The 23,164-nt window shown below is 73.3% G+C and carries 24 protein-coding genes; 8 read left to right on the top strand and 16 right to left on the bottom strand.

Annotated elements, in window-relative coordinates:
• Positions 1-6: 6 nt before the first annotated feature.
• Both FHX46_RS12955 and FHX46_RS12950 read right to left on the bottom strand, forming a co-directional pair.
• Positions 7-1,233, bottom strand: coding sequence for an FAD-binding oxidoreductase (locus FHX46_RS12955; protein WP_167113698.1), 1,227 nt, complete (start codon positions 1,231-1,233; stop codon positions 7-9).
• A 68-nt stretch (positions 1,234-1,301) separates the two neighbouring features.
• Positions 1,302-2,855: a PucR family transcriptional regulator gene (locus FHX46_RS12950; protein WP_167113696.1), complete on the bottom strand. Its 1,554-nt coding sequence runs from the start codon at positions 2,853-2,855 to the stop codon at positions 1,302-1,304.
• 113 nt (positions 2,856-2,968) lie between these two features.
• Between FHX46_RS12950 and pruA the strand changes: the two genes are divergently transcribed.
• Positions 2,969-4,594, top strand: a complete 1,626-nt coding sequence (gene pruA, locus FHX46_RS12945) for an L-glutamate gamma-semialdehyde dehydrogenase (protein ID WP_167113693.1) — start codon at positions 2,969-2,971, stop codon at positions 4,592-4,594.
• 11 nt (positions 4,595-4,605) lie between these two features.
• Complete coding sequence (locus tag FHX46_RS12940) at positions 4,606-5,514, top strand: proline dehydrogenase family protein (RefSeq protein WP_167113690.1); 909 nt, start codon at positions 4,606-4,608, stop codon at positions 5,512-5,514.
• Here FHX46_RS12940 and FHX46_RS12935 read toward each other — a convergent pair.
• Genes FHX46_RS12935 through FHX46_RS12915 form a run of 5 tightly spaced genes read right to left on the bottom strand, consistent with a single transcriptional unit; the run spans position 5,504 to position 10,184 of the window.
• Entirely contained in the window at positions 5,504-6,487 is a 984-nt protein-coding gene (locus FHX46_RS12935) for a serine hydrolase domain-containing protein (RefSeq protein WP_208401187.1), read from the bottom strand. The genes FHX46_RS12940 and FHX46_RS12935 overlap by 11 nt on opposite strands.
• A 31-nt stretch (positions 6,488-6,518) precedes the next feature.
• The gene (locus FHX46_RS12930) at positions 6,519-7,658 is read right to left on the bottom strand and encodes an LLM class flavin-dependent oxidoreductase (protein ID WP_167113685.1); all 1,140 of its coding nucleotides are present in this window, start codon (positions 7,656-7,658) and stop codon (positions 6,519-6,521) included.
• Positions 7,659-7,661: 3 nt separating this feature from the next.
• A complete protein-coding gene (locus tag FHX46_RS12925) occupies positions 7,662-8,681 on the bottom strand; it encodes an ABC transporter substrate-binding protein (protein WP_167113682.1) in 1,020 nt (339 codons plus the stop codon).
• Complete coding sequence (locus FHX46_RS12920; RefSeq protein WP_167113679.1) at positions 8,668-9,378, bottom strand: ABC transporter ATP-binding protein; 711 nt, start codon at positions 9,376-9,378, stop codon at positions 8,668-8,670. The genes FHX46_RS12925 and FHX46_RS12920 overlap by 14 nt, the downstream gene beginning before the upstream one ends.
• Positions 9,363-10,184, bottom strand: a complete 822-nt coding sequence (locus tag FHX46_RS12915; RefSeq protein ID WP_167113676.1) for an ABC transporter permease — start codon at positions 10,182-10,184, stop codon at positions 9,363-9,365. Before FHX46_RS12915 ends, FHX46_RS12920 begins: the two co-directional genes overlap by 16 nt.
• A gap of 170 nt (positions 10,185-10,354) precedes the next feature.
• Between FHX46_RS12915 and FHX46_RS12910 the strand changes: the two genes are divergently transcribed.
• Positions 10,355-10,693, top strand: coding sequence for a cupin domain-containing protein (locus tag FHX46_RS12910; protein ID WP_313886114.1), 339 nt, complete (start codon positions 10,355-10,357; stop codon positions 10,691-10,693).
• A gap of 51 nt (positions 10,694-10,744) precedes the next feature.
• Here FHX46_RS12910 and FHX46_RS12905 read toward each other — a convergent pair whose 3' ends face one another.
• The 3 genes from FHX46_RS12905 to FHX46_RS12895 all read right to left on the bottom strand — a co-directional run bounded on the left by FHX46_RS12905 (position 10,745) and on the right by FHX46_RS12895 (position 14,278).
• Positions 10,745-12,598, bottom strand: a complete 1,854-nt coding sequence (locus FHX46_RS12905; RefSeq protein WP_167113674.1) for an FtsX-like permease family protein — start codon at positions 12,596-12,598, stop codon at positions 10,745-10,747.
• Positions 12,599-12,601: 3 nt separating this feature from the next.
• Complete coding sequence (locus FHX46_RS12900; RefSeq protein WP_167113671.1) at positions 12,602-13,369, bottom strand: ABC transporter ATP-binding protein; 768 nt, start codon at positions 13,367-13,369, stop codon at positions 12,602-12,604.
• Positions 13,370-13,441: 72 nt separating this feature from the next.
• Positions 13,442-14,278, bottom strand: coding sequence for a universal stress protein (locus FHX46_RS12895; RefSeq protein WP_167113668.1), 837 nt, complete (start codon positions 14,276-14,278; stop codon positions 13,442-13,444).
• 56 nt (positions 14,279-14,334) lie between these two features.
• Between FHX46_RS12895 and FHX46_RS12890 the strand changes: the two genes are divergently transcribed.
• Entirely contained in the window at positions 14,335-15,276 is a 942-nt protein-coding gene (locus FHX46_RS12890; RefSeq protein ID WP_167113665.1) for a zinc-binding dehydrogenase, read from the top strand.
• Positions 15,277-15,298: 22 nt separating this feature from the next.
• Here the strand turns inward: FHX46_RS12890 and FHX46_RS12885 are convergent, their stop codons facing one another.
• On the bottom strand, positions 15,299-16,147 hold the full coding sequence (locus tag FHX46_RS12885; RefSeq protein ID WP_167113662.1) for a DMT family transporter: 849 nt from the start codon (positions 16,145-16,147) through the stop codon (positions 15,299-15,301).
• 51 nt (positions 16,148-16,198) lie between these two features.
• Here FHX46_RS12885 and FHX46_RS12880 point away from each other — a divergent pair, with 51 nt between their 5' ends.
• Positions 16,199-16,729, top strand: a complete 531-nt coding sequence (locus tag FHX46_RS12880; RefSeq protein WP_167113659.1) for a CGNR zinc finger domain-containing protein — start codon at positions 16,199-16,201, stop codon at positions 16,727-16,729.
• Positions 16,730-16,734: 5 nt separating this feature from the next.
• Here the strand turns inward: FHX46_RS12880 and FHX46_RS12875 are convergent, their stop codons facing one another.
• A complete protein-coding gene (locus tag FHX46_RS12875; RefSeq protein WP_167113656.1) occupies positions 16,735-17,769 on the bottom strand; it encodes a DNA polymerase IV in 1,035 nt (344 codons plus the stop codon).
• A gap of 133 nt (positions 17,770-17,902) precedes the next feature.
• Between FHX46_RS12875 and FHX46_RS12870 the strand changes: the two genes are divergently transcribed.
• Both FHX46_RS12870 and FHX46_RS12865 read left to right on the top strand, forming a co-directional pair.
• Positions 17,903-18,397: a pyridoxamine 5'-phosphate oxidase family protein gene (locus FHX46_RS12870; protein WP_167113654.1), complete on the top strand. Its 495-nt coding sequence runs from the start codon at positions 17,903-17,905 to the stop codon at positions 18,395-18,397.
• Between the two features lie 27 nt (positions 18,398-18,424).
• Complete coding sequence (locus FHX46_RS12865; protein WP_167113651.1) at positions 18,425-19,354, top strand: cobalamin-binding protein; 930 nt, start codon at positions 18,425-18,427, stop codon at positions 19,352-19,354.
• 31 nt (positions 19,355-19,385) lie between these two features.
• On the opposite strand, the gene FHX46_RS12860 is transcribed toward FHX46_RS12865, so the two are convergent.
• The 3 genes from FHX46_RS12860 to FHX46_RS12850 all read right to left on the bottom strand — a co-directional run bounded on the left by FHX46_RS12860 (position 19,386) and on the right by FHX46_RS12850 (position 21,388).
• Positions 19,386-19,925: a GNAT family N-acetyltransferase gene (locus FHX46_RS12860; protein WP_167113648.1), complete on the bottom strand. Its 540-nt coding sequence runs from the start codon at positions 19,923-19,925 to the stop codon at positions 19,386-19,388.
• 213 nt (positions 19,926-20,138) lie between these two features.
• A complete protein-coding gene (locus tag FHX46_RS12855) occupies positions 20,139-20,570 on the bottom strand; it encodes a nucleoside deaminase (RefSeq protein ID WP_313886283.1) in 432 nt (143 codons plus the stop codon).
• A complete protein-coding gene (locus tag FHX46_RS12850) occupies positions 20,570-21,388 on the bottom strand; it encodes an LLM class flavin-dependent oxidoreductase (protein ID WP_167113642.1) in 819 nt (272 codons plus the stop codon). Before FHX46_RS12850 ends, FHX46_RS12855 begins: the two co-directional genes overlap by 1 nt.
• A 92-nt stretch (positions 21,389-21,480) precedes the next feature.
• On the opposite strand from FHX46_RS12850, the gene FHX46_RS12845 reads away from it, so the two are divergent.
• Positions 21,481-21,927, top strand: a complete 447-nt coding sequence (locus FHX46_RS12845) for an Lrp/AsnC family transcriptional regulator (protein WP_167113639.1) — start codon at positions 21,481-21,483, stop codon at positions 21,925-21,927.
• Between the two features lie 114 nt (positions 21,928-22,041).
• On the opposite strand, the gene FHX46_RS12840 is transcribed toward FHX46_RS12845, so the two are convergent.
• On the bottom strand, positions 22,042-23,130 hold the full coding sequence (locus FHX46_RS12840) for an LCP family protein (protein ID WP_167113636.1): 1,089 nt from the start codon (positions 23,128-23,130) through the stop codon (positions 22,042-22,044).
• Positions 23,131-23,164: the final 34 nt, after the last annotated feature.

Genomic DNA, 23,164 nt, shown 5'->3' with positions numbered 1-23,164 from the left:
ACGGCCCTACCCGGCGGCCGGGACGATGTTCCGGTTGCAGCGGAACACGTTGCGCGGGTCGTACCGGGCCTTGAGCCACCGCAGGCGCTGGTGCAGTTCCGGTTCGTAGGCGGGCAGCGGCGAGTCCGGCACGTCGCCGTAGAGGAAGGCCGGCAGGTGGCCGAGCGCCCACGGCGACAGGGCGCGCCGGATCGTGTCGTGCGTGTGGTCCTCCTCCGGTCCGGTGATCACCCGCACGACGTACCGCGCCGCGCGGTGACCCACGCAGGCCGGTCCCGGCCGGGACATCGCCCCGCCCAGGTGGCGCACGTCCACCACGGCGCCGTGCGCCGACCGGACCGCCTCCAGCGCCGCCGCCGGCAGCTCCCGCAGCAGCACGTTCGTCGCCCGGTAGGGGTGCGGCTCGTCCGGATCGCTGTGGATGGCCGACGATTCGCGGTACGGCATGGACCGCACGGTGTCCGCCACCCGCTCCCCCACCGCCCGCAGCGGCGCCAGCAGCTCGTCGTCCGCCACCGGCGACGCCACCCGCACCGACGCCATCCCGTTCGGCAGCAGCGTCAGGGACGATGTCACGTCCTCGGGCACGGTCGCCGTCCACCGCTGCCACGCCGACAGCGCCTGCCCCGTCAGGTCCGGGTCGAACACCAGCTGGCCGCCGAACACGGTCGGCACCGCCACCAGGTCCACCTCCAGCGCCGTCACGATCCCGAAGTTCCCGCCGCTGCCGAGAACCGCGCCGAACAGCTCGTCCGCCGGGCCCAGGTCCCGCAGGCGGCCGTCGGCGGTGACGATCTCGATCCGGCGCACGTGGTCGGCGGCGAACCCGAACCGCCGCGCCAGCAGACCGACACCGCCGCCGAGCGTGTAGCCGACCACCCCCACCGACGGGGACGACCCGTTCAGCGGGGCCAGTCCGTGCGCCGCCGCGGCCTCGATCAGGGCTCCCGCCCGCACGCCGGCACCGACCCGCGCGACCCGGCGCCGCGGGTCGACCGCCAGCTCCGTCATCCGCCGGGTGCTGACCAGCACCCCCTTCTCGACGGGCACCGACAACCCGTGCCCCGTCGCCTGCACGGCGACCGGCAGGTCCTCCTCGGCCGCGTACTCCACCGCGTGCCGCACGTCCGCGGCGTCCCGGGCGGCGAACACCACCGAGGGTCGGTGCCGGTAGGCCGTCTGGAACCCCGCGAGTTCCGCGTCGAAACCGTTGTCACCAGGCTTGAGCATCATGCCTCCAGCGTGCGGCTGGTCGAACCAGAAGTCCAAGATCTGGTCGGTCTAGTGACGATAACGGCCGGTTATGACAGCCGGAGCTGGAGCGAGGCGAACAACCGGACCAGCGGATCCGCCAGGTCGAGGCCGGCCACCTCCGCCGCCCGGCGGACCCGGTAGCGCACGGTGTTCGGGTGGATGTGCAGCTTCGCCGCGGCGGACCGGACGTCGCCGAACGCGTCCAGGTAGGCCAGCAGCGAGGTCGCCAGCTCGTCGTGCTCCGCGCGCAACGCGGTCAGCCGCGGGTCCCGCAGGCGCGGCTGCTCGGCCAGCACCGCCAGCGTCTCGCTGACCAGCACCTGTGACCGGACGTCGGCGAGTGTGGCCACCTCCAGGTCGAGGCCGCGGGACATCGCGTCCAGCACGCGGTCCGCCTCCTGCCGGGAGACGCCCACCTCGTCCACAGTGGACACGACCCGGCCGACCGCGGCCCGCACCGGGGTCTGCGCGGCCGCGGCCATCTCGCGGGTCAGGTCCAGCAGCACGCCCTCCACCCCCGGCGGCAGATCGGGCAGGAAGGCGTAGGTGCGGTCGCCGAGCTGGGTCACCAGTGCGCTGCGCCGGTAGGCGGCCGCGTGCACCGAGATCACCGCCGCCAGCGCGGACCGGCGCAGTTCCAGCTCGGTGCGGTCCACCGGTTCGGCCTCGCGCGGCGCGAACGCCACCACCGCGGCCGGTTTGGCCGGGTCGGCACCGATCTGCCGGGCGACCGACACCGGATCGCTGCGCCCCTCGAGCATCCCGGCCAGCAGGTTCTCCCGGAAGCGCGTGCCGGCCGCGCTGCGCCGCTGCACCAGGTGCAGCGCGGCCACCCGGGCCGCGCCGACCAGAGCCTGCTCGGCGCGGGCGGCGAGTGGCACCGCGCCCTCCTGCACCCAGATCGTCCCGAGCGGCCGTCCGCCCGCGTGCACGCCGATCGCGAGCCGCGTGCGGATGCCCAGGCCGGGCCGCTCTTCGATGCGCACGACCTCCTCGGTCGCCCGCAACCGCCGGTAGACGCCCCACTCGTGGAGCATCTTCAGGTACGGCGCGGGTCCCTGCCTGCCGAGGATGGACAACCGCCGCAGTTCGTCGACCTCGTCGTCGGACCGGGAGTAGGCCAGCACCCGGCTCGCGGTGTCCTCGATGCTGACGATGCCACCGGTGAGCCCGGCGATCGTCTGTGCCAGGGAGAACAGGTCGCCGAGCGTCTCCCCGGCGTCCTCGTCCGCCGCGCCGCGGGCGGTCTCCAGCACCCCGCGCACCAGTGCGGCCAGCTGCTCCCACCGCACGTCGGCGGCGACGGCCAGCAGCGCGACCCCGGCGTCGGTGGCCGCGTTGCGCAGCAGCGGCAGCGCCGAGTCGGCTTCCACCTTGACGGCCACCGCGGCCGCGCCCTGGCGGCCCGCCGCGCGGATCAGCGGTACCGCCGCCCGCCCGCGTGCGCCGATCACCAGCGCCAGGTCACCCGGGCGCAGCTCCGGGGTGTCGTCGGGTTCGAGCACCACGACGTCGGAGATCTCGCCCTCCAGCCCGTCCGGCGCGACCTCCACCTCGACCAGCGGATCGCCGAGCGCGATCAGGATCTGCCGCAGGCTCATTGTTGTCCCATCCGACAAGCGGTACCCCGCAAGCCTAGCCGAACGGACAACATCCGGCGATCACCGTCTGCCTAGCGTTGAGGCACCAGCGAACCGATCGACGAGGAGCAGCCGTGGATGCCGTGACCACCGTTCCCACCCCGGCCAACGAGCCGGTTCTGCAGTACGCGCCGGGCAGCCCGGAGCGCGCCGAGGTGCAGGCGGCGCTCGCGGAACTGGCCAAGGAGCCGGTCGAGCTGACCGCGACCATCGGCGGCGAGCAGCGGATGGGCGGCGGGCAGCGGGTCGACGTCGTCCAGCCGCACAACCACGGCGCGGTGCTCGGCACCCTCGGCTACGCGACCCAGCAGGACACCCGGGACGCACTGGCCGCCGCCCGCGCGGCCGCCCCCGCCTGGCGCGCCCTGTCCTTCGACGACCGCGCCGCGATCCTGCTGCGGGCCGCCGACCTGCTGACCGGCCCGTGGCGCGCGAAGCTCAACGCCGCGACGATGCTCGGCCAGTCCAAGACCGTGTACCAGGCCGAGATCGACGCCGCGTGCGAGCTGGCCGACTTCTGGCGCTTCAACGTCGCCTTCGCCCGCCGGCTGCTCGCCGAGCAGCCCGCCAGCTCGCCGGGCGTGTGGAACCGCACCGACCACCGGCCGCTGGAGGGGTTCGTCTACGCGATCACCCCGTTCAACTTCACCGCGATCGCCGCCAACCTGCCCACCGCGCCCGCGCTGATGGGCAACGTCGTGCTGTGGAAGCCCTCGCCCACCCAGAGCTTCGCCGCGCACCTGACGATGCGGCTGCTGGAAGAGGCCGGGATGCCGCCCGGGGTGATCAACCTGCTGCCCGGTGACGGCCAGGCCGTGTCCGAGGTCGCGCTCGCCGCGCCGGACCTGGCCGGTATCCACTTCACCGGCTCCACCCGCACGTTCCAGCACCTGTGGTCGCAGGTGGGCGCGAACATCGCGAACTACCGCACCTACCCGCGGATCGTCGGCGAGACCGGCGGCAAGGACTTCGTGCTCGCCCACCCGTCGGCCGATCCCGCGGTGCTGCGCACCGCGCTGATCCGCGGCGCGTTCGAGTACCAGGGGCAGAAGTGCTCGGCCGCCTCCCGCGCCTACGTCCCCCGCTCGGTCTGGACCCGGATCCAGGACGACTTCCTGGCCGAGGTCGAGTCGCTGCCCATGGGTGACGTCACCGATCTGGGCAACTTCCTGGGGGCGGTGATCGACCGGCGGGCGTTCGACAAGCTGGCCGGCGTGCTGGACCGCGCCCACGGGGACGACCAGCTGGAGATCCTCGCCGGCGGCACCGCCGACGACAGCGAAGGCTACTTCGTGCGGCCGACCGTGCTGCGGTCGGACAACCCCGGGCACGAGGTGTTCACCACCGAGTACTTCGGCCCGGTGCTCGCGGTGCACGTGTTCGATGACTCCCGCTACGACAGCGTGCTGCGCCAGATGGAGAACGTGGCGCCGTACGGGCTGACCGGGTCGATCATCGCGACCGACCGGGCGGCGATCGCGCACGCCAGCGAAGAACTGCGGTTCGCGGCGGGCAACTTCTACGTCAACGACAAGCCGACCGGCGCGGTCGTGGGCCAGCAGCCGTTCGGCGGTGGCCGGGCGTCGGGCACCAACGACAAGGCCGGGTCGATCCACAACCTGCTCCGCTGGGTGAGCCCGCGCTCGATCAAGGAGACGTTCGTGCCGCCCACCACCGTCGGCTACCCGCACCAGGGCTGAGGAGGACCACCATGCTGCGCACCGCACTGCTCACCGCGGCCGGATCGCCGGCCTGCCGGTCGCTCGTCGAGCGGTCCCCGCTGACCCGCCCGGTGGTCCGCCGGTTCGTCGCGGGCGCCGGGGTGGACGACGCGATCACCGTGACCCGCGAGCTGACCGGCAGCGGACGGCTGGTCACGCTCGACCACCTCGGCGAGGACACCACGGACGCGGCGATGGCCGCGGCCACCGTCAAGGCCTACGTCGAGTTGCTGACCCTGCTGGCCGACTCGGGGCTGGCGGACGGGGCCGAGGTGTCGGTCAAGCTGTCCGCGGTCGGGCAGCGCCTGCCCGACGGTGACCGGGTGGCCCTGGACAACGCGCGGCGGATCTGCGCCGCCGCGGCCGCCGCCGGCACCACGGTCACCCTGGACATGGAGGACCACAGCACGACCGACGCCACGCTCGGCGTCCTGCGCGAGCTGCGCGCGGACTTCCCGTGGGTGGGTGCGGTCCTGCAGGCGTACCTCAAGCGCACCGAGCAGGACTGCCGGGACCTCGCGTACGCGGGCTCACGGGTCCGGTTGTGCAAGGGCGCCTACTCCGAGCCGCCGTCGGTGGCCTACCTGGACAAGTCCGAAGTGGACCGTTCGTACGTGCGCTGCCTGCGGGTGCTCATGGCGGGCCAGGGCTACCCGATGGTGGCCACCCACGACCCGCGGATGATCGCGATCGCCGCGGAACTCGGCAAGGACCGGCCGGACTGGGAGTACCAGATGCTGTACGGCATCCGGGACGCCGAGCAGCGCCGCCTCGCGCGCGAGGGCCGGATGCGGGTGTACGTGCCCTACGGCGACGAGTGGTACGGGTACTTCATGCGGCGGCTGGCCGAGCGGCCGGCGAACCTGGCGTTCTTCCTCCGGGCGCTGGTCACCCGGTGAGCTCGGCGATCCGCCGGGCGAGCGGCCAGGCGCCCTCGGTGGTGTTGGACAGCACGGACCAGGTGGCCGCACCACTGTGGACGGTTCGGAACGACACGCCGGCGTCGTAGCCCTCCAGCAGCACCGCGTCACCGGCGAGCCAGAACCCCAGGCCGTAACGCAGGTTCTCCTCCGGGACGGCGCTGCGGGGCGCTGTCATCTCCCGCACCCGGGCGAGGGGGACGATCCGTCCGGTGAACACCGCGGCCCAGAAGGCGTGGACGTCGGCGGCGGTCGAGTAGATCCCGCCGTCGCCACTGCCGAGCACCGGCAGGTGGAACACGTTGGTCCGCCGTGCGCCGACGTAGCCGAGGGCCACCCCGGCCGTGGGCTCGTCGGAGCGGAGGAACCCGGTGTCCGCCATGCCCGCGGGCGCGCACACGAGGTCGCCCACCAGCTCGGCGAACGGGCGGCCGGTGGCGCGTTCTGCGAGGAGGGCGAGCACCACGTAACCGCTGTTGCAGTAGGAGAACCGCCGTCCGGGCGGGAACTTCGGTGGGTGCCCGTCCAGCACGCGCAGGTAGTCCCCGGTGGACTCCAGCTCGTGCACCGGCACGGGCAGGATGTGGTCGGTGACCGGCCGGCCGGCGTCCTCGTCGCAGTAGTCGCCGATGCCGGAGCGGTGAGCCAGCAGGTGCTCGACGGTGACCTCGTCGCCGATGAGCGGCAGGTCGTCACCGAGCAGTGACCGGGCGGTGGTGTCGAGCCCGAGCACACCGCGCTCGGCCAGTGCGGCGACCGTCAGTGCGGTCAGGCCTTTGGTGCCGCTGGCGAGGGCGAAGCGGGTGCCGACGGTGTTGGGCACCCGCAGCCCGCGGTGGGCGAAGCCGTAGGCCTTCGCGAGCAGCGTGCGCCCGCTCGAGTCCACGCGGACGACGCCGGAGAACCCGGTCTCGGCCACGAGCGCGTCGACGATCCCCTCCACCCCGCCCATCCTGCCCGGTGGAGGGGATCGCCTCACCTTTTCACCGCGCGGCGACGGTCGTGCGCCGGTCGCGGGTGCCGCGCAACAGCCCGCGGTGCGCGAGCTCCGGCAGCACCCCCTCGGCGAACCAGTACGCCTCCTCGAGGTGCGGGTACCCGGACAACACGAACTCCTCGATACCGAGCGCGTGGTACTCCTCGATCAGGTCCGCGACCTCACCGTGGCTGCCCACCAGCGCGGTGCCGGCACCACCGCGCACCAGGCCGATGCCGGCCCACAGGTTCGGGTGGATCTCCAGCCCGCGCACACCGCGGTCCAGGCCACCGCCGTGCAGCGCGACCATGCGGCGCTGCCCCTCCGACTCGCTCGCGGACAGCTGCGCCTGGGCCTTCGCGACCTGCTCGGGGCTCAGCGCGTCGAGCAGCTTGCCCGCCTCCGCCCACGCCTCGGCCGAGCTGTCCCGGGAGATCGTGTGCAGCCGGATGCCGAACCGGATCGTGCGGCCGCGCGCCTGCGCCAGCTCCCGCACCCGGCGGATCTTGTCCGCCACCTGCGCCGGCGGCTCGCCCCACGTCAGGTACACGTCGGCGTGCTTGGCCGCGACCGGCAGCGCGGCCGGGGACGATCCGCCGAAGTACAGCGGCGGCACCGGGTCCGGCGCGGCGAGCACCGTCGCGCCCGCCACCGACAGGTGCTCGCCGGTGAAGTCGAACGGCTGCCCGCTCCACGCCCCGCGGACGATGGTGAGGAACTCGTCCGTGCGGGCGTAGCGCTGGTCGTGGTCGTGGAAGTCGCCGAACCGCTGCTGCTCGACGGAGTCACCGCCCGTGACGATGTTGAGCAGCAGCCGGCCACCGGAGATCCGCTGGTAGGTGGCCGCCATCTGCGCGGCCAGGGTTGGCGAGAGCACACCGGGCCGGAACGCGACGAGGTACTTCAGCCTGCTGGTCTCGCGGATCAGCGCCGCGGTGGTCAGCCACGCGTCCTCGCACCAGGTGCCGGTCGGCGTCAGCACGCCCTCGAACCCGAGCTGCTCGGCGGCGCGCGCGATCTGCGCCAGGTAGTCGATGCTGGCTTCCCGCTGCGCGGCCGGGCCGAGCGAACGGTTGGCGTGGAACCGTTCCACGACCGTCCGGCCGTCCCCGGAGGTGGGCAGGAACCAGTGCGCTGTGATGGTCATTTCTCATCCCCTCGCGGCGGACAGATCGGCGGCGTACCGGGTGTCGACGAACCGGGCGAACTCGACCTTGCCCGGCAGGACCTTCTCGCCGGTGAAGGCGTCGGCGAGCTCCTGTTCGGAGGCGATGACCCGGTCGTCCAGCGCGACCGGCACGTCCGGGCCGTTGCGGGCCGCGGCCAGCGCCACCTCGGGCGCCAGGCCGGTGTCGGCCGCCCACGCCTGCCCCCACTGGTCGCGGTGCGCGTCCGACCACCGCTGTGCCTTGGCGATGCGGACCACGAAGTCGCGGATCGCGGCGTTCTTGCCCGGGTCGGACAGCGCGTCGTGCCCGGCGACCTCGAAGGAGTACCCGTTCGCGGTGCCGGTCCCGTCGGCCAGCACGCGAGCGCCCGCCTCCAGCACCGCCTGCGAGGTGTAGGGGTCCCACACCGCCCACGCGTCGATGCGGTGCTGCGTGAACGCGCTGTAGGCGTCGGCCGGTTGCAGGAAGGACAACTGAACGTCCTTCGTGGACAGTCCGGCCTTGCGCAGGTTCAGCAGGATCTGGCCGTGGGCGGAGCTGCCCTTGGCGACGCCGATGGTTTTCCCCTTGAGATCGGCGATCGTGCGCAGCGGCGAGTCGGGCGGCACCAGCAGCGCGTCGCCGCGGACGTCGCCCTGCGCGGAGCTGACGATCGCGATCCTGGCGTTCGCGGCGGCGGCGAAGATCGGCGGCGTGTTGCCGACCGCACCGACGTCGATCGCACCACCCGAAGCGGCTTCCAGCAGGGGCGGGCCGGAGGTGAAGGTCGACCACTCGAGGTGGTACGGCAGGTCGTCCAGCAGGCCGGCAGCCTTGAGCAGGGCCTGCGAGCCACCCTTCTGGTCGCCCACCTTGAGGGTCACCTTCGCCAGGTCGGCCGCGCTCACCGGCGGCGGCACCGACGGGCCACCCGAAGATCCGGTGCCACCGCCGCAGGCGGCGAGGCCCAGCACGAGCGCCGCGGTGGCGCCGAGAGCGGCGAGGGTTCTAGGCAATCGCATGATCGGTCACTCCCAGGTCGGCCAGCACCCTGGCCCGGACGTCGAGGTGGTCGGACACCGCGCGGGGCCGTGGGCGGTCCAGGACGTGCTCGGCGACGATCCGCCCCTCCCCGAGCACGAGCACGCGGTCGGCGAGCAGCAGCGCCTCGTCCACGTCGTGGGTCACGAGCAGGACACCGGGCCGGTGCTCGGTCCACAGGTCCTCGACGAGGCGGTGCATCGCCAGCCGGGTCAGGGCGTCCAGCGCGCCGAACGGCTCGTCGAGCAGCAGCAGGCCGGGTTCCCGGACCAGCGCCCGGGCGAGCGAGACGCGCTGGGCCTCACCGCCGGACAGCGTGCGCGGCCACGCTCCGGCGTGACCGGCGAGGCGGACCTCGGCGAGCGCGCGCCCGGCGAGGTCCCGGTCCCGGCCGCGGCCGGGCAGGCCGAGGACGACGTTGCGCCACACCCGCCGCCACGGCAGCAGCCGCGGCTGCTGGAACGCCACGGACACCGTGCCGTCGACCCGCACCTCGCCCTCGATCCCGGCGTCCAGCCCGGCGAGGATCCGCAGCAGCGTCGACTTGCCCGAGCCGCTGCGGCCGAGCAGGGCGACGAACTCGCCGCGCGCGATGTCCAGATCCACATCGGACAATACGGTGCGCGCGCCGAAGCGCCTGGTCAGGCCACGCACCTGGGCGATCAGTTCGCGCGCCATCGCAGCGCCCTCCGTTCGATCAGGCGGACCAGCGCGTCGGTGGCCAGGCCGAGCACGGCGTAGACGATCAGGCCGACCACGATCACGTCGGTGCGCAGGAACTCGCGGGCGTTGTTGATGAGGTAGCCCAGGCCCGCGTCGGCGTTCACGGTTTCGCCGACGATCAACGCCAGCCACGCCATGCCCAGCGACTGCCGCAACCCCACCAGGGCCTGCGGCACCGCGGACGGCAGCACGACGTGGACCAGCCGTTCCCAGCGCGTGTAGCCGAGGGCGGTGGCCGCCTCCACGAGGTGGTCGTCGACGCCCCGGATACCCGAATGCACGTTGAGGTACAGCGGGAACGCCACGCCCAGCGCGACCAGGACGATCTTCGGTTCCTCGCCGATGCCGAACCACAGGATGAACAGCGGGATCAGGCCCAGGAACGGCAGGGTGCGCAACATCTGCACGGGCGGGTCGACGAGCACCCCGCCCCACCGGGACAGCCCGGCGATCACGCCCAGCACGACCGCGACCGCGGCACCGGCGGCGAACCCGAAACCCACCCGCACGATCGAGACGGCGAACGCCTCACCCAGTTCCCCCGAGCGGGCGGTCTCGACACCGGCCTGCAGGACGGTCCACGGTGAACTGAGTTTGCCGGGTGGCAGCACCCCGGTCGAGGAGGCCAGCTGCCACAGGGCGAGCAATGCGACCGGACTGATCCAGCGGCGCAGATCGGGCAGACGTCTTCGGGCCGGACGTGCGCGCGGCCCGGTTGCCCCGTCCGGGCGCACGAGAACGTCCGTTGCGGAAAGCGACACGGATTCTCCCAAGTTTTGCGGAAGGTTCGGAAGAAATGCTTCCTCCCGGCCGCGAACGGGTCAACGGCGTCCCGGATCGCGGACCCACTCACGCTGAACAGCCCGGAGTTCCTTTCCCCGCTTGCCGAAAAACGTTGACAGCGCCCGGATTGACCGGTCACGCTGCGGACGTGACGAACTTCCGCACCCTGACCTCCGTCGAAGGGCTCCCGCTGATCGGCGGCTCCGGCCGGTTCCGCGTCCTGCAGAACACCCCGCGGGGACTGCTGCTCGAACTCGAATACCCGGCGGGCGTGTCGTCGCCGGAACACACGCACGACCACGACAGCTTCGTCTACGTACTGTCCGGGGAACTCACCGGCACGGTCGACGGAGTGCCGGCCCGGCTGGGCCCCGGTGACACGGTGCTGCACCCGCGCGGAGTGCGCCACACGGTCAGCGCGATCACCGACAGCCGGTGGCTGGAGTTCAAGGCCCCGCCGCCGGAGGTGGGCCGGGTACTCCGGTGACGCCGGTGCGCCCGGGCGAGCCCGCGCCCACCCGCCGGGCGCAGCCGGAACTCACGCCGCGCCGGTGAGCGACACCGGGTTCGGCCTGGTCGCGGACAGCGCGGTGACCGCGCTGGTCACACCCACCACCAGGAAAGCGCCCAGCACCACGACGGCGATCAACGTCCACGGCACCACCAGGACGGCCTGCCCGGAGATCCGGGCGGCGGCCGAGGAGATGCCGGCCAGGGTCGCCGACGCCGCGAGACCGCCGAGCACCAGACCGATGGCGGTGACCAGGCCGGACTCCAGCACGGCGGCCCGCACCACCTGGCCGCGGGTCAGGCCGGTCACCCGGGCGACCGCGAACTCGCGGCGGCGGTCGGCGGCGGCGATCACCACGGCGTTGATCACCGCGAGCAGCGCGTACAGCCCGGACAGGCCCATCAGCACGGTCATGATGCCGGTGCCGGTCTGCTGCTCGGCGGCCCCGGTCGTGGCGATCCAGTCGTCCACTGTGGTCACCGTGCCGCGGGTGGTCACCGTCGCAGGCCCCGCGCCGGGCGCGAGCCGGACGATCGACTCGGTGGGTGCGGCGGCGAGCAGCCCGGCGGGCACCACCCCGGAGGGCAGCAGGAAGTCCACGCCACCACTGAGGCTTTCCGGCATCACCGCCACCACCCGCAGGTTCCGTTCGCTGCCGCCGATGCGGGCGGTCACCACGTCACCGAGCGCGCCGGAACCGTCCGCGACGGCGATGGTGTCGCCGGTCAGCGCCGCGAGTGATCCGCTGGCCGGGCCGCGGGTGTGGATCGCGGCGTAGGCGCCGGGATCGACCACCTTCGCGAGGGCCTCGTCGGTCTCGGTGCCGTCCTCGTCACGGGTGACGACGGTGATCGGCACCCGGCTCTCCGGGGACACCACGCCGCCAGTGTGCACAGTGTCTGCAGTGTCCAAATCGGATGGTCCGGTCGTGGTCACCACGAGGTCGCCGCGGATGTCCGCGCGCCGTTCAAGGTCGGCCCCGCCGGCGATGGTGGCGAGTGTCCCGGCCTGCGCGACGAGCAACGCGACCAGCACGATCAGCGGCGCCGCGGTCGAGGCGCTGCGCCGGACTCCGTCGCGCAGGTTCGCCTGAGCCAGCCGTCCGAGCGGGCCGCGCAGGAGCAGCCCGGCCACCCGCCCGGCGAGCGGCACGACCAGCGGGCTCAACGCGGTGAGCGCGACCGCGGAGGCGAGCGCGGTGTTGATCGCCAGCGGGACGGCGCCCTCCGGCGGGGCGAACGCGGCGACGGTCGCCATGGCGACCGCACCGGCGAGGAACAGTACCCCGAAGAACCAGCGCACCGCGGTCATCACCCGGGTCGCCGCGCCGGTCTCGCGCAGTGCCTCGAGGGGCCGGACCTTCGCGGCCCGCCGGGAGGCGGCGAGCACGCCGATCAGCGCGACACCGGTCCCGGTGCCCGCGGACACGGCGAGGATCCAGTCCTGCCAGCGCGGGGTGAACGCCGCGGGGACGAACCCGAGGTCGTGCAGCAGCCAGGTCTGCAACCGCATCACCGGCAGGCCGAGCGGGACGCCGGCGGCGGTCCCGAGCAGGCCCAGCAACAGCGCCTCCGACAGCAGCAACCGGCGCACCTGGCCGCGCGCGGCGCCGGTCAGCCGCAGCAGCGCGAGGTCACGGCGGCGCTGGGCGACGGTGAAGGCGAACGTCGAGCTGACGATGAAGACGGCGAGGAACGCCGAGATACCCAGGGTCATCGCGAGCAGGGTGATCGCCTCGGTGACCTCGCCGCCCGCGGTCGCGGCGGACACCAGGACCAGCAGGGACGACTGGACGAGCGCGACGCCGAGGCACACGGTGAGGATCGCGCCGAGGAACAGCGCCCAGCGGTCGGTGAAGGTGGTCCAGGACAGGCGCAGCATCGCTCACGCCTCCAGGGCGGCGAGGCGGGCGGCGACCTCGCGGGCGTCCGGGGCCACGGCGTGGTCGACGACGCGGCCGTCCCGCAGGAACATCACCGAGTCGGCGCGGGCCGCGGCGGCCGGGTCGTGCGTCACCATCACGATGCTGCGGTCCGCGCCGACCAGCTCGCGCAGCAGCGCGAGCACGCGGCGGGCGGCGGCGGAGTCGAGGGCCCCGGTGGGCTCGTCGGCGAACAGCACGCGCGGCCGGGTGACCATGGCACGGGCGATCGCGACGCGTTGCTGCTGGCCGCCGGAGAGCTCGCGGGGGCGGTGCTTGCGGCGATCGGCCAGCCCGACCGCGGCGAGCACCGCGGTGACGTCCTTCGCCGACGGCCGACGGCCCGCCAGGCGCATCGGGAGGGCGACGTTCTGCTCGGCGGTGAGCGAGCCGATGAGGTTGAAGCTCTGGAACACGAACCCGATCTCGCGGCGCCGCAAGGCGGTCAGGTCGGCATCGGTGGCGGTCGTGATGTCCTGGCCGGCGACCACGACCTGCCCGCCGGTGACGCGTTCCAGGCCGGCGGCGCAGTGCAGGAGGGTGGACTTACCGGAACCGGACGGGCCCATCACCGCCGTCCAGGACCCGGCGGGGAACGTTGCGGTCACCCCGTCCAGCGCCCGGACCTCGTGCTGTCCGGCGCGGTAGGTCCGGGTGACGCCGTGCAGTTCGACGGCTGGCGTGCCCGAAGCCCGCACGGGGGCGGCCACGGTTTCCACAGGCGTTGTCATGACGACAATCCCATCGTGCGGGCGGGTCCGCTGTCAGCGGTGCCGTCCACCCGGTGCGTGGTGGGGCTGGCCCTACCGGGGACGCACCACCAGCACCGGGCACTCGGCCTGGTGGATGAGCGCCTGGCTGGTGGATCCCAGCAGCAGGCCGCGGAAGCCACCGCGGCCGCGGCTGCCCACGACCACCAGCTGCGCGTCCCGGCTGCGGGCCAGCAGCTCGTCCCGCGGCCGGTCCCGCACCACGACCCGCTCGACGCGCACGTCCGGGTAGCGCTCGCGCCGGCCGGCCAGCCGCTCGGCCAGCAGCCGTAACTGGTCGCGCTCCACCTCCGCCCAGCCGGGATCCGGTGCGGGCAGCGCTACCTTGGCGTCGCTCCAGGCGTGCACCGCGATCAGCGGCACCGCGCGCCAGGCGGCCTCGTCGAAGGCGACCGACAGCGCCTCCTCGCTGGTCGGGCTGCCGTCCACACCCACGACCACCGGGCCGCCGGTGGCCGGCCGCCCGCGGACCACCGCGACCGGGCAGGACGCGTGCGCGGCCACCGACACGGCCGTGGACCCGGCGAGCATCCCGGTGAGCCCGCTCCGCCCGGACGAGCCGAGCGCGAGCATCCGCGCGGTGCGCGACCGCTCGAGCAGCAGCGCGACCGCCGGCGCGAACGGCGTTTCGGTGGACACCGGGACCTCCCCCGTCAGCCGCACCGCGTCGGCGAGGAACTCCTGACCGGCGCGATCCAGCTCGTCGAAGAAGCTCTGCGGCATCGGCAGCCCGCCGTCCAGGCCGCTGGTGATGTCGGTGGCGTGGACCAGGCGCAACGCCACCTTCCGCCGGACAGCCTCCGCCGCCCACCGCACCGCGTCCAGCGCCGCCGCCGAGCCGTCCACGCCGACCACGATTTCGTCCGCCATGCCGCCACGCTACCGAGCCTTGACCTCCAGCGCGGTCGAAGTTGCAGCCTGTCCCCATGCGAGTGATCGTGGTCGACCGGTTCGGCGGTCCCGAGGTGCTGCGGGTCAAGACCGTGCGCGATCCGCATCCGGGGCCGGGGCAGGTCGTGGTCGAGGTGAAGGTGGCGGGCGTACTGTCGCTCGATACGGTGATCCGCCGGGGCGAGGGCGGGGACCGGTTCCCGGTGTCGCCGCCCTACGTGCCCGGCGCGGGCGCAGCCGGGCAGGTCACCGAGATCGGCGCGGGGGTGGATCCGTCGTGGTGCGGGCAGTGGGTGCTGGCCGATGTGGACGGCGGCTACGCCGAGCAGGTGCTGGCGGCACCGGACCAGCTGATCCGCATCCCGCCCGGGGCCGGGCTGCGCGAGGCGATGGCGCTGCTGCACGACGGCACCACGGCGCTGGCGGTGTTCGAGCGGGTGCAGGTCCACCGCGGTGAGACGGTGCTCGTCCAGCCCGCTGGGGGTGGGCTGGGCATCCTGCTCGTGCAGCTGGCGCACGGGGCGGGGGCACGGGTGATCGGCGCGGCGCGGGGCGCGGAGAAGCTGGAGAAGGTGCGTGGGCTGGGCGCGGACGTGGTGATCGACTACAGCGAGCCCGGCTGGACCGACCAGGCCGGGCCGGTGGACGTGGCGTTCGACGGCGTCGGCGGCGAGCTGGGCCGGGCCGCCGCGGGACTGGTGGTGCCCGGCGGCCGGTACTCGAACTACGGCTTCGCCGGTGGCGCGCCGGTCCCCGCCGCCGAGGTCGCGCGCCGCGGCGTGACCGCCTACGGGCTGGAGCAGCTGGGCGAGTACGCCGCGGGCCGCCGCGCCCGAGCCGAACGCGTGCTGCGGATGGCCGCCCGCGGCGCGGTGCGCCCGGTGGTCGGGCAGACCTTCCCGCTGTCCCGCGCCGCCGACGCGCACCGGGCGCTGGAGAACCGGACGGCCACGGGCAAGACGCTCCTGGTGGTGTGAGGTCAGCCCTGGTGGTGTGAAGTCATCGCCGTGCGGTGACGACCGCCCCGGCGAGAACCAGGCCGCAGCCGAGCAGCTGCACCGGTGACGGCCGCTCCCCCAGCACCAGCGCGCCCAGCACGACCGCGCCCACCGGCGTGAGCAGGAGCAGCACGGCGCCGGCGTGGCTGGGCAGCCGCGGGCTGCCCTCCGCCACCAGCAGCCACCCGACGACCTGCCCGCACACCGCCACCACCAGCAGCCACCCGGCCGCGGCCCAGCCCGGCGCGAGGTCCAGCCCGTAGCCGAGGGCACCCGCGACCAGGGACGCGATCATGGCCGCGGCGGTCACCACGAGGTAGGGCTGCCGCGTCCGGCCGTCCTGCCCGCCACGCCGCAGCAGGAACAAGAACCCCGAGTAGCACAGCGCCGCCAGGGACGCGTGCACCGCACCGGCCACCGGCGCGGTCCCGGTCGCACCGCCGAGCACACCCGCCGCGAGCACCACCCCGGGCAGCACCAGGGTGACGGCCGCGAAGTAGCGGCGGGACACCGGCTCGCGGTCCACCAGCCAGGCGATCACGGGCACGATCACCACCTGCAGGTTGACCAGCACCGTGGACAGTCCGGCGCCGACCTCCCCGATCGCCTGTGTCCACAGCAGACTGTCCCCGGCGAACAGCACACCGGCCAGCACGGCGCGCACGACCGCCGTGCGGTCCAGCGGCCCGGCCCGCGCCCGCTCGGCGCCGGCGAGCAGCGCCAGCGGCGGCAGGGCGAACAGGCACCGGAAGAACGACGCGGTGCCGGGCGCCGTCCCGGACAGGTCGATCAGCACGGCCGAGGCGGAGACGCCCAGCGCCCCCGTCGCGACTCCCCAGGCAGGTCGCACACCGGGTGGCTACCCGTCGACATAACGACCAAACACCTTTACGGTTGTTAGATGGCCGTGGGTGGACATCGGGCGCTGGAACTGCTCAACACCGTGGCGTGGCGGCTCGACCCGGCGCGCACCGAGGAGCGGCTCCCGGACGACGACGCGCTGCAGCGCTGGGCCGAGGGCGCCGGCTTCACCCCCGTCGCCGTGGACGGTGGCGTGGCGGAGGTCCGCGCACTCCGGGAAGCGGCCTACCGGGTGCTGCGGCCACTGGCCACCGGGGCGGCGCCCGGGGATCCCGAGCCGGTGCGCCGGCTGATCGTCGGCGCACTCGGCCGGGCGGCGATCGCGTCGGTGGCACCGCTGGACTGGCGGATCGCGGTGCACGGCACCAGTGACCTGCCCGCGGCGCTCGCGCTGGAGGTCTGGCGGCTCCTGCAGTTCGAAGACCTCACCCGGCTGCGGGAGTGCGCCGACGAGGCGTGCGGCTGGCTCTTCCTCGACCGCAGCCGCAACGGATCACGCCGATGGTGCAGCTCCGGCGACTGCGGCAACCGCGACCGCGCCCGCCGCCACTACCGGCGCACGCACACCTGAGCGCGTCACTCCACCCGGTCGAACTCCGCCCGCACTCCCAGCAACCGCACCGGCCGCGTCCACTCGAAGCGGTCCAGCAACGACAGCGCCGCGCGTTCGATGTCCGCACCGTCGCTCGTCGGGGCGGGCAGTGTCAGGCTGCGGGTGTAGGTGAGGAACGGCTTGAACCGCACCTTCACCCCGATCCGTACCGCAGGGCGGCCCTCCGACACCACATCTGCGGCGACCCGGGCCGCCAGCGCCGACACCTGCGCGTCGATCTCCGCGCGGGCGGTCAGGTCGGTCTGGAAGGTGATCTCGCGGCTGCGCGAGCGCGCCACGTACGGGGTCGCGGTGACCTCGGTGTCGCCCGCACCCTGGGCGAGCAGCCGGTACCACGGCCCCATCGTGGGGCCGAACCGCGCGGCCAGCTCGTCCGGATCGGCCAGGCCGAGCCGCCGGACCGTGGTCAGCCCGGCGGCCTCGAGCTTCCTGGCCGTCTTCCGGCCGATCCCCCACAACGCGTCGGTCGGCCGGTCGGCCATCACCTCGACCCAGTTGGCACGCGTCAGGCGGTAGATGCCGGCCGGTTTGGCGAACCCGGTGGCGATCTTGGCGCGCACCTTGTTGTCGCCGATCCCGATGGAACACGACATGCCGGTCGTCTCCGCCACCCGCGTCCGGACCTCCGCCGCGAGCGCCTCCGGATCGCCGGTACGCGCACCGAGGAACGCCTCGTCCCAGCCGATCACCTCGACCACCACCGGGAACGACCGCAACGTGGCCATCACCCGCTCGGAGACCTCCTCGTAGGCCTCTTTGTCGACGGGCAGGAACACCGCGTCCGGGCACCGCCTGGCCGCGAGCCGCAACGGCATGCCCGACTGGATGCCGAACTCGCGGGCCTCGTAGGAGGCGGTGGCCACCACGCCCCGCTCCGCCGGGTTGCCGGACCCGCCCACCACCACCGGCTTGCCGCGCAGCTCGGGGTGCCGGGCGACCTCGACCGCCGCGATGAACTGGTCCAGGTCCACGTGGAGGACCCAGGTGTCCGGGCACACGCGGTCCAGGCTAGCGGCCACCCTCCCCCCGCCCGGTGGAATTGCGGATGCCGGAGACGTCGAAACCGTGCGGCGGGCCCCGTCCCCGGGGAGACTGCGCCACGACGGGCGCTCACCACGGGAGGAGACGGACATGAACCGCGACGACGTGGCCGGGGTGCTGGCCGAGCCGGTCTCGCAGGAGCTGCTGGGATCGTCGATCCCGGCGCGGCTGGCCTACGAGGGGCTCGACGGCGGACCGCGCGTCATCCCGATCGGGTTCTGGTGCGAGGGCGGCAACCTGCTGATGGGGACGGTACCGAACTCGGCGAAGGTCCCGGCGCTGCGCCGCAATCCGCGCGTGGCCATCACCATCGACACGCAGGGCCGGTGGCCTCCGCGGGTGCTGCTGATCCGCGGCACGGCTCGCCTGACGGAGGTCGACGGCGTGCCGGAGGGCTACGTCGAGGCGTCGCGCAAGATGGTCCCGGCCGGGGAGTTCGAGGCGTGGGAGCAGGGCGTGCGAGCGCTCTACCAACGGATGGTGGTCATCACGGTCGAGCCGCACTGGGCGAAGATGCTGGACTTCGAGACGACGGTCCCGAAGGCGGTCGAGGACCTGATCCGCGAACGCCAGGGCCAGGACTGAGACGCTCCGCCGTTCTAGGCTCGGGACATGCGGATCGTGTCGCTGCTGCCCGCCGCCACGGACATCGTGGCCGAGCTGGGCCTGGCCGGCCACCTGGTCGGGCGAACCCACGAGTGCGACTGGCCGCCGGGCGTCGGCGCCGTGCCCGTGGTGACCGGCAGCGGCCTGCACGCGGCCATGAGCAGCCGGGAGATCACCGCCGCGGTCGGCGGCGCGCATTCCGGCTCCGCGCTCTACGCGCTCGACTCCGCCAAACTCGCCGAGCTGGCCCCGGACGTCGTGCTCACCCAGGATCTCTGCGAGGTCTGCGCGGTTTCCTACCGGCGCGTGTCGGACGCGGTCCGCCTGCTCGACGCCGGGCCGCGGGTGCTGAGCCTGGAGCCCCGCACGCTGCCCGAGGTGCTCGACTGCCTCCGCCAGGTGGGTGAGGTCCTCGGCGTGCCGGAGGTGGCCCACGAGCGGCACCGGGACCTCGAGGCCCGGCTCGACGCCGTCCGGGCGAAGACCGGGCACCGGAACCGGCCGCGGGTCGCCGCGATCGAATGGCTCGATCCGGTGTGGCCGGCGGGGCACTGGGTGCCCGAGCAGATCCTCGCCGCGGGCGGGGAACCCCTGCTCGCGGTGCCCGGGGAGCACACGCACGCCGTCGACTGGTCCGCGGTCGTCGCGGCCCGGCCCGACGTCCTGCTCCTGCTGCCGTGCGGCCTGCCGCCGGACCGCACCGAGACCGAACTCGACCTGCTCACCACCCGCCCGGGCTGGGCGGACCTGCCGGCCGTGCGCAGCGGACGGGTGTGGGTCCTCGACGGCCCGGCCTACTTCAACCGGCCCGGCCCGCGCGTCGTGCGCGGCGCGGAAATCCTCGCCCACGTGCTGCACGGCATCGGGGACGTGACTCCGGAGGAGGCGCGCCCGGCCCGCAGCCCCTCCGGCTCCGGCGGGGCACCTCCGGTCTGATCCCGGGTACCGCCGGCAAAACCCTGCGTGGTCAGGACGCGGTCTGCCGCCACACGAGGACGCGCCCGGTCGCGGCGGTGCCGCCGGGCAGCTGCGTGGGGCGTTCCCCGAGCCGTGTGAAGCCCAGCCGGGCCGGAACCGCCGCGCTGCGGTGGTTGGCGACGTCGTGCACGATCTCGACCCGGTTGGCGCCCACGCGGAAGGCTTCGGTGGTGAGCAGGCGCGCCGCGCGGGTGGCCCAGCCGCGACCGGTGTAGGGCTTGCCCAGCCAGTAACCGATCTCCAGGCCACCGCGGCCGATGCGGGCCATCAGCCCGCAGCTGCCGGCGATCGCCCCGTCCGGGGCGACGATCGCGTAGTCGAACGTCTCGGCCGCCAGCCAGCTCTCCCGCGTCAGCATCAGGAACTCCCGCGCGTCGCGCTCGGTGTAGCTGCCGACCGCCCACGGCATCCAGGGTGCGAGGTGGTCCAGCGACTCGTCGACCAGGCGATGCAGCGCTTCGGCGTCGCCGGCCCACCACCGGCGCAGCACGATCACCCCGTCCGACAGGCTCTCCGCAGGGATCTGCATCCCTCGATCATCCCCGCCCCGGTGCTCGCCCGCACGGGAGATTCCCGCGGTCGATCGTGATCACGCTGGGGCGACGGCCTGGCGGCGGCGTCGCCGGTGGGACCAGCGGAGCCGGTGGGCCCTGTCGTGCACGCGTACACGTGAACGTGCCCAGCTACTACGGATGAACGCGCTCGGGTTGTTGTGGTGCGGGGTGTTGGCCGGCACTCCCGGTCAACGCCGGTAGTAGTCGTCGATGGGGGCGCGTGCCACGTCGAACAGAGCCGGGCCGTCCTGCGCTACCGCCGGCCAGGCGCCTGAGTCCGGGTTGAGTTCGATGAGTTGCTCGGTGGAAAGCGCGTAGACGACCCGGCCGAGTCCGGAGCGGACGGTGCCGCCCGAGCACATGGAGCATGGCTGGCAGCTGGTGTACATGGTGGTGCGTACGGCCGTGTCATGGTCGAGTTCGCGGGCCGCCCAGCGGGCGAGTTTCAGTTCCGGGTGGGCGCTGATGTCGTTGTCGCGCCGCACCGTGTTGTGGGCTTCGGCGAGAATCGCCCCGTCCGGGCCGACCAGCAGGGAGCCGTACGGCGCGTCGCCGAGGGTGATGGCATGGGCCGCGATGTCGATGGCGCGCCGCAGGAAATCCTCGTCGGCTGCAGTGATCACGATGTTGTCCTCCAGTGTGTGGCCACGGCGGTGAGTGCCTGCCAGACTGCGCTCGGACGGCGAGTCTCCTCCGGATCCCCGTGGTAGGGGTCGAGCAGGACGGTGCCGGAGCCGAGCAGACGGAGCTGGTTCAGATCGTCGAGGATCTGCTCGATGGTGCCGGAGCCGGCCGGCCGATCGGGGTCGTCGACCGGTGTGGTGGTCAGCCGCAGGACGATGCGGGGCGCGAACGCCGGCAGCGAGTGGTTCGTCACGGCCGAGCGCAGCTCGGGAAGGGTGGCCCGCAGCGGGTGCCAGGCGGCGTCGAACCTGATGGCGCGTCGGATCGCCGCCTCGCTGTTGCCGCCGACCCAGATGGGTATCGGGCTGGTCCGGCCGTCGGCCTCCTCCTGCAAGGTCTTCCGCAGGGTGCCGAGGTACTCGTCGGTCAGCCTGCCGCGCGCGGCGAACGGCACGCCGAGCGCCTCGAACTCCTGACGTGCCCCGCCGACGCCCACCCCGAGCACGAGCCGGCCGCCGCTGAGCTGGTTGAGGTTGGTGGCCATGCGCGCCACCAGCAGCGGATGCCGGTAGGGCAGCACGAGCACGGTGGTACCCAGCCGAACCGTGGTGGTGGTGCCGGCCAGCCAGGACAGCGTGGTGAACGGCTCGTAGAACGGCTCCGGGTACCGCACGGCCACGTCCGGGGTGACGACCACGTGATCCGACACCATGAGGAGGTCGAAGCCGAGCCCCTCCACGATCCGCGCCCACTCGCGCAGCACGCCGGGATCGGTTCCCGGCCCGAAGTTCGGTACGTTGACGCCAAGTTGCATGGTTGAGGTTATCCCGGCGATCAAGGAACTGGGAAGTGAGATCTCCCGGCAGTTCCCACGTTTTCCAGTCGTTTTCCCGGTAAAATGACGAGATGGCCGTGAATCTTGATGACGTCGACTGGGCGATCCTCGACGAGTTGCAACGGGAGGCACGCATCTCCCTCAGCGAGTTGGGGCGGCGCGTGAGCCTCAGCCCGTCAGCCACCACGGAACGGGTGCGGCAACTGGAGGCGATGGGCGTCGTCACCGGCTACCACGCCGTGGTCGACCTGGCCAAGGTCGGCTACCCCGTACTCGCCGTCGTCCGGTTGAAGTACCCGGGCAACCACCACCAGCCGCTCCGCCGACTGCTCGCCGAGCGACGCGAGATCCTGGAGTGCCTGCGCACCACCGGCGACGACTGCTACACCCTCAAGGTAGCCGCGACCTCCATGGAGCATCTGGAGACACTCATGGACGAGCTGGCCGGCTTCGGCAGCACGACCACCAGCGTCGTCTACAGCCAGACGCTGCCCTTTCACGGACCGCCCCGGCCCTGACCGGCAGCTGACCGGCCGTCGCATTCCGCACTGCCCCCGTGGAGGATCGCGGGGCCATGGCTTCGGCCCTCGCCGAAGACCTCGCAAGCGTGCTCACGATCTACCGCTGGAGTACTAGTTCATGATCGCGCTGTCGGGCACCGCGGTGTCGCGGCGGAGGGCGTCGAACAGCTGCCTGGACTTCGTCTTGTCCCAGTGCTCGGCCGCGGCCGAGGTGACCGGCACGGTCGTGGACAGCACGCCGTCGGAGGAGATGCCGCGCATGGCCCACGCCAGGCCCACCAGGTTGTGCAGATGGTCCCCGGAGTCGATGGTCAGCGCGTCCGGCGCCGCGCTCAGCAGCGGGAAGAAGTCGAACGGGTTGAGCAGCGTGCCGGGGCTGGCGATCTGGCTGACCAGCGCGCCGATGAACTTGCGCTGGTTCTCGACCCGGTCCAGGTCGGAGCGCGGGGTCGCGTCGCTGTGCCGCATCCGCACGAAGCCGAGCGCGTGCGCGCCGTCGAGCTCCTGGCAGCCGGCCGGGATCGTGATGCCGGTCATCGTGTCGTGCATCTCCTTGTCGACGCACATGTCCACGCCGCCGATCGCATCGACGATGGTGGCGAACCCGCCGAAACCGATTTCCGCGTAGTGGTCGATGCGCAGCCCGGTGGCCTGCTCGACCGTCTTCACCAGCAGCGGCGCGCCGCCCAGGGAGAACGCGGCGTTGATCTTGCTGGTGCCGTGGCCCGGGATGGCGACCTCGGAGTCGCGCGGCAGGCTCACCAGGGTCGGCTTGGTGTCGTTGTCCGGCAGGTGCGCGAGCATGATCGTGTCGGTGCGCTGACCGCCGCCCGCGGCGGCCACGTCCCCGGTGACCAGGCGCTCCTCGTCCTCGGCGGACAGGCCCTCGCGGCTGTCGGAGCCGACGATCAGCCAGTTCGTGCCCGACGCCGCGGCGGGTCGGCCGTTGTAGTCTTCGATCGCCGCGACCCGGTTGATGGAGAACTCCAGGTAGATCCACACGCCGGCGAAGAACAGCAGGACCACCGACAGCAGCGTGAGCAGGATCTTGCCCGGGCCGAACCGGCGGCGGCGCGTGCGCGGCGGCCGGGCGGGCGGCGGGACAGCACCGCGGGAGGGCATCGCGCGGGTCGGCGGGGGGCCGCTCCGCCGGGGCGGGGCCTGCCGTGCGGCGTCCGCGCGGCCGGGCACCGGCATCATCTGGGCAGGCTGGTGCTGTCGCGGTCCGCGCGGA

Origin of the sequence: Amycolatopsis viridis (genome assembly GCF_011758765.1) — a bacterium.
GTDB classification, from domain to species: domain Bacteria; phylum Actinomycetota; class Actinomycetes; order Mycobacteriales; family Pseudonocardiaceae; genus Amycolatopsis_E; species Amycolatopsis_E viridis.
Note: the sequence above shows the minus strand (reverse complement) of the source record. Positions and strands in the feature narration are given on the sequence as shown.

Coding starts and splice junctions, on each gene's coding strand:
- FHX46_RS12900 (WP_167113671.1), bottom strand. CDS start 13,369: ATGACAACGCCTGTGGAAACCGTGGCCGCCCCCGTGCGGGCTTCGGGC.
- FHX46_RS12940 (WP_167113690.1), top strand. CDS start 4,606: ATGCTGCGCACCGCACTGCTCACCGCGGCCGGATCGCCGGCCTGCCGG.
- FHX46_RS12840 (WP_167113636.1), bottom strand. CDS start 23,130: ATGATGCCGGTGCCCGGCCGCGCGGACGCCGCACGGCAGGCCCCGCCC.
- FHX46_RS12865 (WP_167113651.1), top strand. CDS start 18,425: ATGCGGATCGTGTCGCTGCTGCCCGCCGCCACGGACATCGTGGCCGAG.
- FHX46_RS12955 (WP_167113698.1), bottom strand. CDS start 1,233: ATGATGCTCAAGCCTGGTGACAACGGTTTCGACGCGGAACTCGCGGGG.
- FHX46_RS12895 (WP_167113668.1), bottom strand. CDS start 14,278: ATGGCGGACGAAATCGTGGTCGGCGTGGACGGCTCGGCGGCGGCGCTG.
- FHX46_RS12845 (WP_167113639.1), top strand. CDS start 21,481: ATGGCCGTGAATCTTGATGACGTCGACTGGGCGATCCTCGACGAGTTG.
- FHX46_RS12890 (WP_167113665.1), top strand. CDS start 14,335: ATGCGAGTGATCGTGGTCGACCGGTTCGGCGGTCCCGAGGTGCTGCGG.
- FHX46_RS12950 (WP_167113696.1), bottom strand. CDS start 2,855: ATGAGCCTGCGGCAGATCCTGATCGCGCTCGGCGATCCGCTGGTCGAG.
- FHX46_RS12850 (WP_167113642.1), bottom strand. CDS start 21,388: ATGCAACTTGGCGTCAACGTACCGAACTTCGGGCCGGGAACCGATCCC.
- FHX46_RS12920 (WP_167113679.1), bottom strand. CDS start 9,378: ATGGCGCGCGAACTGATCGCCCAGGTGCGTGGCCTGACCAGGCGCTTC.
- FHX46_RS12905 (WP_167113674.1), bottom strand. CDS start 12,598: ATGCTGCGCCTGTCCTGGACCACCTTCACCGACCGCTGGGCGCTGTTC.
- FHX46_RS12870 (WP_167113654.1), top strand. CDS start 17,903: ATGAACCGCGACGACGTGGCCGGGGTGCTGGCCGAGCCGGTCTCGCAG.
- FHX46_RS12935 (WP_208401187.1), bottom strand. CDS start 6,487: ATGGGCGGGGTGGAGGGGATCGTCGACGCGCTCGTGGCCGAGACCGGG.
- FHX46_RS12880 (WP_167113659.1), top strand. CDS start 16,199: ATGGCCGTGGGTGGACATCGGGCGCTGGAACTGCTCAACACCGTGGCG.
- FHX46_RS12930 (WP_167113685.1), bottom strand. CDS start 7,658: ATGACCATCACAGCGCACTGGTTCCTGCCCACCTCCGGGGACGGCCGG.
- FHX46_RS12860 (WP_167113648.1), bottom strand. CDS start 19,925: ATGCAGATCCCTGCGGAGAGCCTGTCGGACGGGGTGATCGTGCTGCGC.
- FHX46_RS12925 (WP_167113682.1), bottom strand. CDS start 8,681: ATGCGATTGCCTAGAACCCTCGCCGCTCTCGGCGCCACCGCGGCGCTC.